Origin of the sequence: Pseudonocardia sp. 73-21, from assembly GCF_001899645.1 — a bacterium.
Lineage (GTDB): Bacteria > Actinomycetota > Actinomycetes > Mycobacteriales > Pseudonocardiaceae > Pseudonocardia.
In genome coordinates this window covers 117,242-131,959 of record NZ_MKVV01000028.1, presented here as the reverse complement: position 1 = coordinate 131,959, position 14,718 = coordinate 117,242, and the positions used below count along the sequence as shown (strand labels likewise).

13 protein-coding genes are annotated in these 14,718 nt (G+C 72.6%); 6 read left to right on the top strand and 7 right to left on the bottom strand.

The features are described from left to right. Positions 1-19: 19 nt before the first annotated feature. Positions 20-1,210, top strand: a complete 1,191-nt coding sequence (locus tag BGP03_RS07750; RefSeq protein WP_296372844.1) for a glycosyltransferase — start codon at positions 20-22, stop codon at positions 1,208-1,210. Here BGP03_RS07750 and BGP03_RS07745 read toward each other — a convergent pair whose 3' ends face one another. After that, complete coding sequence (locus tag BGP03_RS07745) at positions 1,211-2,263, bottom strand: glycosyltransferase family 1 protein (RefSeq protein WP_296372841.1); 1,053 nt, start codon at positions 2,261-2,263, stop codon at positions 1,211-1,213. Beyond that, a complete protein-coding gene (locus tag BGP03_RS07740; protein ID WP_298800911.1) occupies positions 2,260-3,129 on the bottom strand; it encodes an alpha/beta fold hydrolase in 870 nt (289 codons plus the stop codon). The genes BGP03_RS07745 and BGP03_RS07740 overlap by 4 nt, the downstream gene beginning before the upstream one ends. Before the next feature lie 333 nt (positions 3,130-3,462). Between BGP03_RS07740 and dnaE the strand changes: the two genes are divergently transcribed. Further along, complete coding sequence (gene dnaE / locus BGP03_RS07735; protein ID WP_298800922.1) at positions 3,463-7,005, top strand: DNA polymerase III subunit alpha; 3,543 nt, start codon at positions 3,463-3,465, stop codon at positions 7,003-7,005. Positions 7,006-7,017: 12 nt separating this feature from the next. Here the strand turns inward: dnaE and BGP03_RS07730 are convergent, their stop codons facing one another. The 4 genes from BGP03_RS07730 to BGP03_RS07715 form a co-directional block, all read right to left on the bottom strand. Next, the gene (locus tag BGP03_RS07730) at positions 7,018-7,431 is read right to left on the bottom strand and encodes a type II toxin-antitoxin system VapC family toxin (RefSeq protein ID WP_298800912.1); all 414 of its coding nucleotides are present in this window, start codon (positions 7,429-7,431) and stop codon (positions 7,018-7,020) included. After that, entirely contained in the window at positions 7,421-7,648 is a 228-nt protein-coding gene (locus BGP03_RS07725; protein WP_298800913.1) for an AbrB/MazE/SpoVT family DNA-binding domain-containing protein, read from the bottom strand. Before BGP03_RS07725 ends, BGP03_RS07730 begins: the two co-directional genes overlap by 11 nt. 66 nt (positions 7,649-7,714) lie before the next feature. Beyond that, entirely contained in the window at positions 7,715-7,939 is a 225-nt protein-coding gene (locus tag BGP03_RS07720; RefSeq protein ID WP_363093349.1) for a DUF397 domain-containing protein, read from the bottom strand. Positions 7,940-7,950: 11 nt separating this feature from the next. Beyond that, complete coding sequence (locus BGP03_RS07715; protein ID WP_296372833.1) at positions 7,951-8,817, bottom strand: helix-turn-helix transcriptional regulator; 867 nt, start codon at positions 8,815-8,817, stop codon at positions 7,951-7,953. Positions 8,818-9,115: 298 nt separating this feature from the next. Between BGP03_RS07715 and BGP03_RS07710 the strand changes: the two genes are divergently transcribed. After that, positions 9,116-9,940: a hypothetical protein gene (locus BGP03_RS07710; protein ID WP_296372831.1), complete on the top strand. Its 825-nt coding sequence runs from the start codon at positions 9,116-9,118 to the stop codon at positions 9,938-9,940. A 7-nt stretch (positions 9,941-9,947) separates the two neighbouring features. On the opposite strand, the gene BGP03_RS07705 is transcribed toward BGP03_RS07710, so the two are convergent. Beyond that, on the bottom strand, positions 9,948-10,808 hold the full coding sequence (locus BGP03_RS07705; protein WP_296372829.1) for a PaaX family transcriptional regulator C-terminal domain-containing protein: 861 nt from the start codon (positions 10,806-10,808) through the stop codon (positions 9,948-9,950). A gap of 26 nt (positions 10,809-10,834) precedes the next feature. Here BGP03_RS07705 and BGP03_RS07700 point away from each other — a divergent pair, with 26 nt between their 5' ends. From BGP03_RS07700 to BGP03_RS07690, 3 genes are all read left to right on the top strand, one after another. After that, positions 10,835-12,169 carry an adenosylmethionine--8-amino-7-oxononanoate transaminase gene (locus BGP03_RS07700; RefSeq protein ID WP_298800914.1) on the top strand — a complete coding sequence of 445 codons (1,335 nt, stop codon included), beginning with the start codon at positions 10,835-10,837 and terminating at the stop codon, positions 12,167-12,169. Positions 12,170-12,417: 248 nt separating this feature from the next. Next, positions 12,418-13,449, top strand: coding sequence for a GNAT family N-acetyltransferase (locus BGP03_RS07695; protein ID WP_298800915.1), 1,032 nt, complete (start codon positions 12,418-12,420; stop codon positions 13,447-13,449). Positions 13,450-13,459: 10 nt separating this feature from the next. Continuing rightward, positions 13,460-14,632 carry an 8-amino-7-oxononanoate synthase gene (locus BGP03_RS07690; protein WP_296372823.1) on the top strand — a complete coding sequence of 391 codons (1,173 nt, stop codon included), beginning with the start codon at positions 13,460-13,462 and terminating at the stop codon, positions 14,630-14,632. Positions 14,633-14,718: the final 86 nt, after the last annotated feature.

Below are 14,718 nucleotides of genomic sequence, written 5' to 3'. Positions count from 1 at the left end.
CCGAGAGGAAACCACTCCAGTGAAGCCGCTCCGCGTTCTCATCGGCGCCGAGACCTACCCACCCGACGTCAACGGGGCCGCCCGCTTCGCCGAGCGCCTGGCCACCGGCCTCGCCGGGCGCGGGCACGAGATCCACGTGGTCACGCCCTCACCCGAGGGCGCGCCGTTCCGCCGGAGCGCCGACGGCGTCACGGTGCACGGCGTCCGCTCCCACCGCTACTTCATGCGCCCGGACTTCCAGGTCTGCATGCCCTGGGAGGCGAGCCCCTCCGTCGCCGCGCTGATGGAGGAGATCGACCCCGACGTCGTGCACACGCAGGCGCACATGGTGGTCGGCCGCTACGTGGTGCACGCGGCGAGCCGCACCGGCCGCCCGCTCGTGGCCACCAACCACTTCATGCCCGAGAACCTCGCGGCCCACACCCCGATCCCGCGCCCGCTGCAGCGCATCGGCTACAAGATCGCCTGGAAGGACCTGGGGCGGATCTTCGGCAAGGCCGACGCCGTCACCGCGCCCACGCCGCGTGCCGTGGAGCTGCTGGTGCGCTCGGCCGGGCTGAAGGACGCCTTCCCGGTCTCCTGCGGCATCGACGCCGAGCGCTACCACTGTGCCACTTTCGGGGCCATGCCGGACCCCGCCGCCGTTCCGACGGTGCTGTTCGTGGGCCGCATGGACCAGGAGAAGCGGGTCGACGAGCTGATCAGGGCGTTCGCCGCCCTGCCCGCGGGTGTCGACGCGCGGCTCGAGCTGATCGGCGACGGCCCCGAGCGCGAGGCGTGGACGGGGCTCGTCGAGACCCTCGGCGTCGGCCACCGCGTGCGCTTCCGGGGGTTCGTCTCCGAGGAGGAGCTCGTCGAGGCCTACGCCCGCGCCGACGTGTTCTGCATGCCCGGCATCGCCGAGCTGCAGAGCCTCGTCACGCTGGAGGCCATGGCGTCCGGCACACCGGTGGTGGCGGCCGACGCGATGGCGCTGCCGCACCTGGTGCGCCCCGGCCGCAACGGCTGGCTCTACACCCCCGGCGACGTCCCGGAGCTGACCACGCGCCTCGCCGCGCTGCTGTCGGACCCGGCGGTGCGCCGGCGGATGGGGGCGGCCAGCCTCGACATCGTGGCCGAGCACGCCATCGGCGCCACCCTGGACACGTTCGAGGACCTCTACCGCAGCCTCGCCGCGCGCAATCGCGTGCACATCAGCCGCGCGGCCTGATCAGGTCAGGCGCTCCAGCAGCGCCAGCAGGACCCGCGCGGAGTTCTCCCAGCTGTAGTGGGCCGCCCGTTCGCGGGCGGCCTCCGACAGCTCCTTCCAGCGGGTCTCGTCGTCGAGGGCCGAGACGGCGCGGACGAACCCCGGCACGTCGTCGGGGGCCACGTACGTGGCGGCGTCCCCGCCCACCTCGCGGAACACGGGGATGTCGCTGACCACCACCGGCGTGCCGACCCCCATGGCCTCCACCAGCGGGATGCCGAAGCCCTCGTCCCGCGACGCCGAGACCAGCGCCGTCGCCCCGCGCAGCACCTCGCGGTAGGTGGCGTCGTCGGCGCCGTCGTGGAAGACGAGCCGGCCACCGCGAGCCAGCGCGATGAGCCGCTCGCGCTCGGCCGGGGACACGCGGCTCATCAGGTGCAACTCGTGTCCGGGCAGCCCCGCCATGGCCCGCGCGAGCACGTCGACGTTCTTGTAGGGCATGAACGAGCCCATGTAGACCAGCGCGTGCGTGCGCGGCAGCCGGGAGACCTCCGGGGCGGGGTCGGGCGCGTTGGGCACCACGGTGACGGGCCGCGCCGTGAGCCGGTGCTGCGCGATCAGCGCCGCGGTGGTCTCCGAGACCGTCGCGACGGCGTCGGCGCGGTTCAGCAGCAGCCGCTGGGGCCACCACGCGAGGTGGTAGAGCCGCCACAGCGCCCGGATCGGCGCCGCGAACTCCGGCGGCGGGGTGGGGTGGCGGTAGTAGATGAGGTCGTGCAGCGTCAGGACCAGGCGGTAGTCCCGGCCCCAGGTGCCCATCGTCTGCATGGGGGAGAAGACGACGTCGGCCCCCAGCCTGCGCACCTGCCGGGCCACCCACGGCTCACGGATGCTCGTCGGCGCGCTGACCAGGTGCCACGGGAGGTCGGGCAGCAGGTCCAGCTGGCGCCGGTCGTGGATCAGCATCTCCACCGGGTGGATCTCCGCCAGCGCCGCCGCCAGCCCGGCGGTGTAGCGGCTGATGCCGTTGTGCACGGGCACGCTGGTGTAGCGGCAGTCGACGAGCACCCTCATCCGAGGAACCCGCTGATCGCCGCTCCGACGGCCGCGGGCGCCTCGTAGTGGGCCAGGTGCCCGGTGCCCGGGATCATCACGAGCCGCGCGTCGGGGAACCGTCCGACCAGCGCGTGCTGGGCCGCGGGCGGGGCGATGTCGTCGCGTTCGGCGGCCACCAGCAGCGTCGGCGCCGTGACCGCGGCCGCGAACTCGGCCACGTCGTGCCCGATCGACGCGTGGAACGCCTCCAGCAGCACCCGGCGGTCGGCGAACGTGGAGAAGTAGCGGTCGTGCTCGGCGTGGATCCAGCCGCGCAGGGCCCGGTCCGGCGTGGTGACCATCGCGACGCTGGCCACACGGGTGACCAGCGGGTTGCGCAGCAGCGCCGTGCCGGCGGGCTCGGGCAGCGCCGCGGCGAGCCGGTGGTAGAGGACGGTCAGTTTCGTCATGCCCTGGCGCGGGCCGGCCAGCGCGGACGTCGCGATGGGGTTGACGAGCACCAGCCGGCCCAGGCCGGGGGCCGCCGCGGCGGCGATGACCGAGCCGAAGGAGTGACCGGCGAGGACGGGGTCACGGTCGAGGGCGTCGAGGAGGTCCCGCGTCCAGGCCGCGTACCCGGCGATGTCGTGGGCGTCGCCGACGAGCGGCGTGGACTCCCCGAACCCCGGCAGGTCGGGCACCACCACGCGCACCCCGGGCAGGTTCGCGACGATCGGCTCCAGGCCGTGGTGGTCGCCGCGCAGGCCGTGCAGGAACAGCACCGTGCGGGCGGCGTCGTCGGGGCCGTAGGTCCAGATCCGCGTGGTGCTCCCGCGCAGGACCAGCTCGCTGCGCCGGACCGGCACCTGGTCGACCAGCGACGCGTAGGGGGAGCGGGCCGTCATCGGAGGGAGCTTAGTCGGCGAGCCGGACACCAGGTCGGTGCGCCAGTCGGCCGGGTCGGGCGTGACCCCCGGGCTGGTCTGCAGCGTACGGCTGTCCGGCAGGGTCCACGATCAACGGGTTCACGGTCATGGAGGGTGGACCGGTGGCCGCGCCGGTACTCGTCGACACGCCGTTCGGTGGGGTGAGCAGCGCGTTCGGCGCTTCGCCACCCGTTGCGGAGGAACTGTCGGTGGGCGGGGTTAATCTTGGCCCTCCCGGTGGTCGCCCGCCGGGCGTCCCCCACTTCTCGTCGAGCTCGCCCTGTGCGCGCCGGAAGGGAGCACCTCACCCCGATGGCCGGCCCGAACGACAGCTTCGTCCACCTCCACACCCACACCGAGTTCTCCATGCTCGACGGGGCCGCCCGGCTGGACGACCTGTTCAAGGAAGCCGCGCGCATGGAGATGCCCGCGCTGGCCATGACCGACCACGGCAACGTCTTCGGCGCCTACGAGTTCTGGCGCAAGGCCAAGGCCCACGGGGTCAAGCCGATCATCGGCATGGAGGGCTATCTCGCACCGGGCAGCCGCCACGAGCGCAAGCGCGCCGTGCTGGCCGGGGGCAAGTCGGGGGAGGACAACCCCGGCGAGATGTACACGCACATGACGCTGCTGGCGGAGAACAACGAGGGGATGCACAACCTCTTCCGCCTCTCCTCGCTGGCGTCGCTCGAGGGCTACTACTACAAGCCCCGCATGGACCGCGAGCTGCTGGAGACCTACGGCAAGGGCATCATCGCCACCACCGGCTGCCCGTCGGGCGAGGTCCAGCGGTTGCTCCAGCAGGACAAGTACGACGCCGCCGTCCAGGCCGCGAGCGACTACCGCGACATCTTCGGCAAGGACAACTTCTTCTGCGAGCTGATGGACCACGGCATCGGCATCGAGCGCCAGGTCCGCGACGACCTGCACCGGCTGAAGAAGCAGCTCAACCTGCCCGGCCTGGCCACCAACGACCTGCACTACACCTACGCCGAGGACGCCAAGCCGCACGAGGTGCTGCTGTGCGTGCAGACCGGCAAGACCCTCGCCGACCCCAACCGGTTCAGGTTCGACGCGCAGGACTTCTACCTCAAGTCGCCCGCGGAGATGCGCGCCCAGTGGGACGACGCGTTCCCCGAGGCGTGCGACAACACGCTCGCCATCGCCGAGCGGGTGGGCATCGACTTCACCGAGGGCCAGGACCTGATGCCGCGCGCCCCCGTCCCGGAGGGGGAGAGCGAGGAGAGCTGGCTCGTCAAGGAGGTCGAGCGGGGGATGCACATGCGTTTCCCGAACGGTTTCACCGAGCAGTACCGCAAGCAGGTCGACTACGAGGTCGGCGTCATCATCCAGATGGGCTTCCCCGGCTACTTCCTCGTCACCGCCGACCTCATCCAGCACGCCAAGAAGGTCGGCATCCGCTGCGGCCCCGGCCGTGGTTCCGCCGCCGGGTCGCTCGTGGCGTACGCGCTGGGCATCACCGACCTCGACCCGATCCACCACAAGCTGCTCTTCGAGCGGTTCCTCAACCCCGAGCGCATCTCGATGCCCGACATCGACATGGACTTCGACGAGCGTCGGCGTGGCGAGATGATCCGCTACACCACGGAGAAGTACGGCGAGGACCGCATCGCGCAGATCATCACCTACTCCACGATCAAGGCGAAGGCCGCGATCAAGGACTCGGCGCGCGTGCTGTTCGGCCAGCCCGGCTACGCCGTCGCCGACCGCATCACCAAGGCCATGCCGCCGGCGATCATGGGCAAGGACATCCCGCTCTCGGGCGTGTTCGACCCCACCCACAAGCGCTACTCCGAGGCCACCGAGGTCCGCGCCCTCTACGAGGCCGACCCCCAGGTCAAGGAGATCATCGACACCGCCCGGGGCCTGGAGGGCCTCAAGCGGCAGTGGGGCGTGCACGCGGCCGGCGTCATCATGTCGAGCAAGCCGCTGATCGACGTCATCCCGATCCAGCGCCGCGATTCCGACGGCGCCATCATCACACAGTTCGACATGGGCGCCTGCGAGACGCTCGGCCTGCTGAAGATGGACTTCCTGGGCCTGCGCAACCTCACGATCATCGACGACGCGCTGGAGAACATCGAGCTCAACGGCAAGCCGAAGCTCGTCATCGAGGACGTCGGGCTCGACGACCAGAAGACCTACGACCTGCTCGCCCGCGGCGACACCCTCGGGGTGTTCCAGCTCGACGGCGGCCCGATGCGCGACCTGCTGCGCCGCATGGCCCCCACCGAGTTCGACGACATCTCCGCGGTCGGCGCGCTTTACCGGCCCGGCCCGATGGGCGCCAACGCCCACAACGACTACGCCGACCGCAAGAACAAGCGGCAGGAGGTCACCCCGATCCACCCGGAGCTGGAGGAGCCGCTCCGGGAGGTGCTCGGCGAGACCTACGGCCTGATCGTCTACCAGGAACAGGTCATGGCCATCGCGCAGGTGCTGGCCGGGTACTCCCTCGGCAAGGCCGACCTGCTGCGCCGCGCGATGGGCAAGAAGAAGAAGGAGATCCTCGACAAGGAGTACGCCGGCTTCGCCGACGGCATGAAGAAGAACGGCTACTCCGCCGGCGCCGTCAAGACGCTCTGGGACATCCTCCTCCCGTTCTCCGACTACGCGTTCAACCGCGCGCACTCCGCCGCCTACGGCGTGGTCTCGTACTGGACGGCGTACCTCAAGGCCAACTACCCGGCCGAGTACATGTCCGGCGTGCTCACCTCGGTGCGCGACGACAAGGACAAGGCGGCGCTGTACCTGTCGGAGTGCCGGCGGATGGGCATCACGGTGCTCGCGCCCGACGTCAACGAGTCGGTGCGCAACTTCGCCCCGGTCGGCATGGACATCCGCTTCGGGCTGGGCGGTATCCGCAACGTCGGGGCCAACGTCGTCGACGCGATCGTGAAGGCGCGCAAGGAGAAGGGGAACTACACCGACTTCTCCGACTTCCTGCGCAAGGTCGACGCCGTGGCCTGCAACAAGAAGGTCATCGAGTCGCTGATCAAGGCGGGCGCGTTCGACTCGCTCGGCCACACCCGCAAGGGCCTCCTGCTCGTCCACGCCGACGCGATCGACGCGGTGATGAGCACGAAGAAGGCCGCGTCGATGGGCCAGTTCGACCTGTTCGGCTCCATGGACGGCTCCGGCCCGTCCGAGCTCGACGCGGTGTTCGACGTCAAGGTGCCCACCGACGAGTGGGACACCAAGCACAAGCTGGCCGTCGAGCGGGAGATGCTGGGCCTCTACGTCTCCGGCCACCCGCTGCACGGCGTGGAGCAGGTGCTGGCGGCGAAGGCCGACACCCCGATCTCCGCCATCGTCGAGGGCGACGTGGCCGACGGCCACCAGGTCACCCTCGGCGGCATCCTCGCGGGGGTCAACCGGCGCGTGAACAAGAACGGCGAGCCCTGGGCGTCGGCGCAGCTGGAGGACCTCGCGGGCGGCATCGAGGTGCTGTTCTTCCCGCGCTGCTACCAGGTGGTGGGCGTCGACGTCGCCGAGGACGCGATCGTGCTGGTCAAGGGCCGGGTCAACCGGCGCGACGACAAGGTCTCGATCATCGTCAACGACCTGGCGGTGCCCGATCTCAGCCACGCGGGCCCGAACGGCACCGGCGCCCCGGTGAAGGTCCACATGCGCACCGAGCTGTGCACCCCGCAGCGGGTGTCGAAGCTCAAGCAGGTGCTCACGAGCCACCCCGGCACGTCCGAGGTGCACCTGGCGCTGGTGGGGGGCAACGGCACCAAGGTGCTGCGGCTCGACGACGCCCTGAAGGTCACCCACTCCCCGTCGCTGATGGGGGACCTGAAGGCACTGCTGGGCCCGGGCTGCCTGGGCTGACGTCCGCGCTGATCATGGCGCGACGAGGTGCACCGTCGGGTAGTAGGTGCGGTAGCGGGCGGCGTCCCTGGTCAGGAGAGACAAGCCGAGTACGGCCGCGTGGGCGCCGATGACGAAGTCGGGCAGCGTGGAGGTGCGCACGCCACCGGCGGCGCGGTAGTCCCGGTGAGCGCGGGCGGCGAGGAACGCGGCGGCCCATGGCAGGTTCGCCCGCACGAAGCGGTCGGGCGTGAGCACCTCGTCGAGCGCCTCGACCGGGCTGAAGCGCAGCGAGACCTCGCCGTAGACGACCTGGTTGATCACGACCGGGCCGCGGTCGAACGCTTCGACCAGACGGGCGGCCGACCATTCACCCCACATCGGATCCTCGGTGAACAGGTCCAGGAGGACGTTCGAGTCGACGAACGTGCCGCCCTCAGGGCTCACGCGTCAGAGCCATGATCTCGTCGGTGCTCAGCGCGACGTCCCCCCGTCCGAGCAGGGACTCGACGATCCGGCGGCCCCGGCCGATGGGCCCGTTCGTGGGCAGGATGGTGGCGACGCCGTCACGCACGACGATCTCGACGTCGTCACCGGGCTCCAGGCCCAGCTCGCGGCGCACCTGCTGGGGGATGGTGATCTGCCCCTTGCTGGTGATGCGCATGAAGCAAGAATAGCGTTGGTATTACCGGCGTGGGCAGAGTGCCGCACTCGGCCCACGCCGGGGTGCTCAGCTGTGGGGGGAGCCGGTGGGCAGGCCGAAGTCGAACTCGCCGGCCTTGACGCCCTGGATGAAGGCGGTCCATTCCTGGGGGGTGTAGCGGTGCTCGGGGACGGTGAGGTCCTTGGAGTCGCGCAGGGCGACGGTGCCGTCGGGGAGCGGCGCCACCTCCACGCAGTGGCCGCTGCCGCAGAAGGAACTGATGCGGTAGGGCGGGTCGGACAACGTGCTCACGTGCTCTCCTGTCAGATGGTGGAGCGAATGTCGGCGATGAAGGAGCGGCTACCGGCTTCGTCGAGCCAGTACGTCGCGAGCCCAGCGATCACGTCGCGGTAGTGACGCACGTTGTCGGACTTCTCGAGGAACTGGACGGATCTGTCCCGTTCGATGGCGACCACGTCGAGATCGTCGGCGTTGTCGAAGCTGAAGACGGTGGTGGTGCTCAGCTGGACCGCATGGTGCAGGCCGGCGCTGAACGGGAGGACGTGCAACTCGGTGAGGGGGTCTGTGCTCGCCTCTATCAGCGCGTCGAGTTGGTCGCGCATGAGGGCCGGGTGTCCGGCACCGCGGCGCAGCACCGCCTCGGACAGGACGTTGAGCGTGCTGGGTCGGGGGCTACGCAGCCGGTGCTCGGACTGGCGTCGCATGCGGATGTCGACCTGGAGTGCTACCGCGTCGGCGTCAAGCCATGGCGCAAGGTGGGTCAGAGCGGCCTCGGCATAGTCCCGTGTCTGGAGCAGCCCGGGGATCACGGCGGGCTCGTACACCTGGATGCGTGAGGCCGTGCTCTCGTAGGAGATGAACGTGTCCACCCGAGAGGGCATGTCGTAGGGCGGGACCTGCCACCACCCCGGGACGCGCCCGGCCTGGGCGAGCGCCTCCAGCTCGGCGACACGGTCGGCGTCCACTCCGAAGTGGGCGACGAGGTCGCGCACGTCGCGGGGGTTCGGCTCGCCCGCCAGTCCGTTCTCGATCCGGCTCAGCTTGGACGGGGAGAAGAGGCACGCCTGGGCGGCCTGCTGCAGCGTCTCTCCGCGGGATTCCCGCAGCTCACGGAAGGCGGCGCCCAGGAGTCGACGGGGGATCAGCGGCCCCGTGCTCGTGGTCTCCATCGCCCTGCCCTCCTACCGGAATCCGCCACCGTAGCCCTGCTCCAAGATCCAGGGAACACCGGCCCGGGAAGTCTCAATGACAATGTTCTCTGACAATCTTGTACGGGATTGCACGGAGGGACTGTCGTACGGTGTTGCTCCCGTGCGACCCTAGCGGTGAGTCCGGTCGGTCCGACCCACCGGGCCCGGCGTGTCGGGGGCTGACATGAACGCAGCACGGCAGTCATCAGGTGAACGAGGGCGTGGGGTCCGGGTTGCTCGGCGGGTCGCGGCGGAGACCCGTTCGGGTCTGGCGCTGGTGGCTCGCGTGTGGGCCCTGCGCGAGGCGCTGACCCGCGTAGGAGCGGACCGGGTGCGGCTGGGCCGGCAGCGGCGGACGGTGGACGAGATCCGCGGCCTCGCCGCGTCGCTGGCGGTCGCGCGCGGCCCGTGCCCGCTGATGGGGCGCCCGGCGATGCGCTTGGTCGGGCGCGGCCTCGTCGTCGTCAACGCGGTGGCGCTCGCCGTCGTGCTGGGGCGGCTGGAGGGTGCGCCGGCCGGGCCGGGCTGGTTGTCGTCGGTGCTGGCCCTCGCCGTCACCGGGGTGCAGGTCGGGCTGGCGTTCGACCTGGGTCGTCGGCTGCTGCCGTTCGTCGGCCGGGAGACGGCCGCGGGGCTCTCGGTCGTCACGGTGGTGGAGGCGATGGCGCTGGCCGGGATGCAGTCCCTCGTCGGGACGGCGTCCTACCGGTGGGCGACGGACGTCCAGGACGACGCGGTCGGGATGGCGGGTGGCCTGGTGATGCTGGCGTCCGCTGTGGTGGCCCCGCTGATGGTCGTCCACGACGAGGTGTACGGACCGGGGCTGCGGGGCCGGGTGCTGCGCCGGTGTGAACGGGCGCTCGGACGGGTCGACCGGCGCTGCCACCGGCTGGACCGGCGCGTGAACGGGCTGATCTCCTCGGCCCGCCGGCATCTGCGGCGCGCCGAGGAACTGTTGGTCCCGGCCGCGGACCTGCTGGGCGACGAGGATCCCGGGTTCGCCCGGCTCGACGCCGAGGTGGCCCGGCTGCGGGCGGCGATCGCCGACCTCGACGGCCTGACGCCGCCGCTCGATCCCGACGACCTCGACCTCGCGGGGTGAGCGGGGCTCAGCGGGCCGTGCTCACCAGGTGCTGCCAGTGCTTGCGGGCACGGGAGTCCCAGCGGGAGTGCAGGGTGTCGAACAGCTCCGCGGCCCGGGTGCCGGCCCACTGCTCCGGCAGCAGCTCGGCGGGCAGCTTCGGGTCGAGGAACGGGAAGCGGCGCCAGGCGTGCACCAGGTGGATCTGGTGGGCCAGCACCTCGGCGGGGGTGCCGGGATCCGCGTCGGCGAACGCGTCGAGGAACTCCTCGTACGCGGCCTCCACCTCGGCCAGGTCCCACGCCTGCGCGACCACCGCGTCCTGCTCGCCGATGGCGCCGAACGGACCCACGAACGAGCTGGCGACGCCGGTGAGCTCCAGGTCGGCGATGACGTCGGCCGCCTCGTCCTGCTTGGACGGGTCGGGGGTGACCCATACGCCCGGGGCGGGGGAGCCCAGCCCGGCCCAGGCCAGTCGGGTGCGCAGGCGGTGGCGCAGCTGGCGGCGGGCCTCGGGCACGCTCACGAGCAGCACCAGCCAGCGTCCCTCCCACGGCCGGGTGGCGGCGCTGAAGCCGTAGATGCGGGCGGCGCCGTCGGTGAGCAGCCGGGTGCCCTGCTCCGACAGCGACCAGCGCACGCGGCGGCCGGAGCGGTCCGACACCAGCAGGCCCTCGGCGGCCGTGCGGGCCAGCGCCTGGCGGGCGGACTTGTGCTCCACCTCCAGCAGGCCCAGCACGTCGATCAGCACCTGGGTCCACACCGGTTCGGCGCGGGGGAGGACGAACTCGCCGAGCACCGTCAGCAGGAGTGAGCGCGCGCTCGTGGCCCCCAGCTCCCGGCGCCGGGACAGCGCGGGGTGCGGGACGAGTGACTCGGCGGCGGACATGACGTCCCAGCTTAGTCTCTAGGCCCATGGGCGACCTGCGACAGACCGATCGGGAGCACGTCTGGCACCCGTACGCGCCGATGCCCGCGGTGGTGGCTCCGCTGGTGGTGGAGTCCGCGCAGGGGGTGCGGCTGCGGCTCGACGACGGCCGTGAGCTGGTGGACGGCATGTCGTCGTGGTGGGCCGCGATCCACGGGTACCGCCACCCCGTCCTCGACGCCGCGGTCCGCGACCAGCTCGGCGTGATGAGCCACGTGATGTTCGGCGGCCTCACCCACGGGCCGGCCGTGGAGCTGGCCCGGCTGCTCGTCGACGTCACGCCGGCGGGGATGGAGCACGTGTTCCTCGCCGACTCCGGCTCGGTGTCGGTCGAGGTCGCGATCAAGATGTGCCTGCAGTACCAGCGCTCCCGCGGCCGGCCGGAGAAGCACCGCCTGATGACCTGGCGCGGCGGCTACCACGGCGACACGTTCGGCGCGATGAGCGTCTGCGACCCCGACGGCGGCATGCACTCGCTGTGGACCGACGTGCTGCCCCGGCAGCTGTTCGCCTCGGCGCCCCCGCGGGAGTTCGAGACCGCCTACGTCGCCGAGCTGACGGAACTGGTCGAGACCCACGCCGACGAGCTGGCCGCGGTGATCGTCGAGCCGGTGGTGCAGGGCGCCGGGGGCATGCGGTTCCACGACCCGCGCTACCTGCACGTGCTGCGCGAGCTGTGCAAGGCCAACGACGTGCTGCTCGTGTTCGACGAGATCGCCACGGGCTTCGGGCGGACCGGCGAGATGTTCGCGGCCGACCACGCCGGCATCGCGCCCGACGTCATGTGCGTCGGCAAGGCCCTCACCGGCGGCTACCTGACGATGGCGGCCACGCTGTGCACCACCGAGGTCGCGCGCGGGATCAGCGACGGCGAGGCCGGCGTGCTGATGCACGGCCCCACGTTCATGGGCAACCCGCTGGCCGCCGCCGTCGCGGGGGCGTCCGTCGGCCTGCTGCAGGAGCGGGACTGGCGCCGCGAGGTGCGCGGCATCGAGGCCGCGCTGACGGCCGGGCTCGCCCCCGCGAGGGCCCTGCCCGGCGTCGTCGACGTGCGGGTGCTCGGCGCCATCGGGGTGGTCCAGCTCGACCGCGAGATCGACATGGCGGCGGCCACCGCGGCCGCCGTCGACGCGGGCGTCTGGCTGCGGCCCTTCCGCGACCTGATCTACACGATGCCGCCCTACGTCTGCACCGCCGAGGACGTGGCCGCGATCACCGCGGGCGTCCTCGCGGCCGTGACGAGCCACACGGAGATCCACTCGGACCCGCGTCACACGGAGCTGCACCGACCCTCCGACCAGAGCACGGCGACGCTCAGCTGACGCGCCGGTAACCGGGCGAAACGGGTGCAACGGTCGCGAGCGGTGGCGCGTCGGGCGGGCGCGGTGCATCGAGGCGCCCGCCCCTCACACCCCACTGCACGGAGATGACGATCACGCGTGCCCAGCGCCGCCCCACCCAGCACGCCTGCCCCCTCGCGGCCGTCGGAGAGCCCCTGACCATCGCGTGCTCGACGGCGACGAGTCCCGGGCCCCGTCAAGGGGTGGACGGGCGTCGTTACGGTTCCCCCGTGCCGCCGCCCGTCCTGCCCGCCGCACTGCAGCACCGACCGATGCACCCCGACGACGCGCCGGCGTGGGCGGACCTGCTGGCCGTGATCGAGGAGGTCGACGGCACCGGCGAGCACCACTCCGCCGCGGACCTCGCCCGGGAGCTCGCCGACCCCGACCTCGATCTCGACCACGACAGCGTCCTGGTCCTCGACGGCGGGCGGCCGGTGGCCTACCAGGTGCTGCGGCTGCGGGCGGGCCCGGACGGCAACGTCGTGCACACCGACGGGGGCGTGCACCCGGCGTTCCGGGCCCGCGGCCTCGGGTCGTACCTGCTGGACCTCGCGCAACGCCGCGCGGGCGACCTCGACGCCGGACTGCAGGTGCGGGTGCCGGCACACGTCGCCGACGCCGTCGCGCTCGCCGAGGGGGCCGGGTTCGTGGCGGCGCGGTGGTGGTCGACGCTGCACCGCGACCTGACCCGGCCCGTCGAGCCGGCGCCGTTGGCGGAGGGGCTGGAGCTGCACCTGCTGGGCCCGGGCTACGACGCCGTCCGCTGGGACGAGCCGCTGCGCGCCGCCCGCAACGCCTCGTTCGCCGGGCACTTCGGCTCCGCGCCCGAGAGCGCGGACACGTTCGCCCACCACCGCACCGGCAGCCGTGCGTTCCGCTCCGAGTGCTCGGCGGCGGCCTGCACCCCCGACGGCCAGGTGGTCGGGTTCCTGCTGGCGTTCGAGTTCGACGCCCGGACCGCCGCCACCGGCAACCGCGACCTCTACGTCATGACCGTCGGCACGCTCGAGCCCTGGCGGGGCCGCGGGATCGGCGGCGCCCTGCTCGCCCACGCGCTGCTGCGGGCGCAGGAGCAGGGTTTCGGCTCGTCGTCGCTGACCGTGGACGAGGAGAACGCGACGGGCGCGCTCGGCGTCTACACCCGGGCCGGCTACGGCGTGGCGAGCCGCGCCGTCACCTACGTCCCCACCCTCTGGCCCGCGAGTCGGCGGTTTCCCGTGCGCGAGTCGCCCGATTCGGGCGCGCGAGTCGACGGCTAGCGTGGGGCTCGTGCCGTCACCGTCGCTGCCGCCGCCCCCCGGCGATGTCCCCCACCCCCTGGCCTGGCTGGATGCCCAGGCCGACCGCCGCCGGGCTGCCGGCCTGCGCCGCGAGCTGCGCCCGCGCGCGGCCGGGGACCCCGTCGTCGACCTCGCCGGCAACGACTACCTGGGTCTGTCCACCGACCCGCGGGTGGTGCAGGGCGGGATCGACGCCCTGCGCGTCTGGGGGGCGGGCTCGACGGGCTCGCGGCTGGTCACCGGCACCACGGCCTTGCACGCGGAGCTGGAGTCCGAGCTCGCGGCGTTCTGCGGGGCGCAGGCCGCGCTCGTGTTCTCGTCCGGTTACGCGGCCAACCTCGGGGTGCTCACGGCACTGTCCGGGCCCGACGCGCTGATCGTCTCCGACGCGGCGAACCACGCCTCCCTGGTGGACGCCTGCCGGCTCTCCCGTGCGGGCGTGGTGGTGGTCCCGCACGACGACGTCGCCGCGGTCGACGCCGCGCTGGCCGCCCGCACCGAGCCGCGTGCGCTGGTCGTCACGGACTCGGTGAACAGCGTGGACGGCGGCATCGCGCCGCTGCGCGCGCTGCACGCGGTGAGCCGGGCGCGCGGGGCGGTGCTGGTGGTCGACGAGGCGCACGGGCTGGGCGTCTGCGGGCCCGGCGGGCGGGGCGTGCTCGCCGACGTCGGGCTCGCCGGCGCCGACGACGTGGTGGCCACCGTGACGCTGTCGAAGGCGCTGGGCAGCCAGGGCGGGGCGGTGCTGGGGCCGTCCGCGGTCACCGCGCACCTCGTGGACACCGCGCGCTCGTTCATCTTCGACACCGGCCTCGCGCCCGCGTGCGTGGGCGCCGCGCTCGCCGCGCTGCGGGTCCTGCGTGCCGAGCCGGACCTGCCCGGACGTGTGTTGCGGGCGGCGGCCGCACTGGCCGCCGCGGCGGGGGTGCAGGTGCCGGCGTCGTCGGTGGTGTCGGTGGTGCTGGGGGAGCCGGACGTGGCGTTCGCCGCGGCGCAGCGCTGCGCCGAGCGGGGGGTGCGGGTGGGCTGCTTCCGGCCGCCGTCGGTGCCGGAGGGCACCAGCCGGCTGCGCCTGACGGCCCGCGCGACGCTGACCGAGGAGGACCTGGCCCTGGTGGGCACGGTGCTGGCGGACGTCCTGGCGCCGGCGGTGGCGCAGTGATCGCCGCCGGCGGCCCGCGTGGTGATCGCCGCCGGCCGCACACCATCGCCCAGGGCGGGGCCGTCACGTGCGCCGCGCGGCGACCA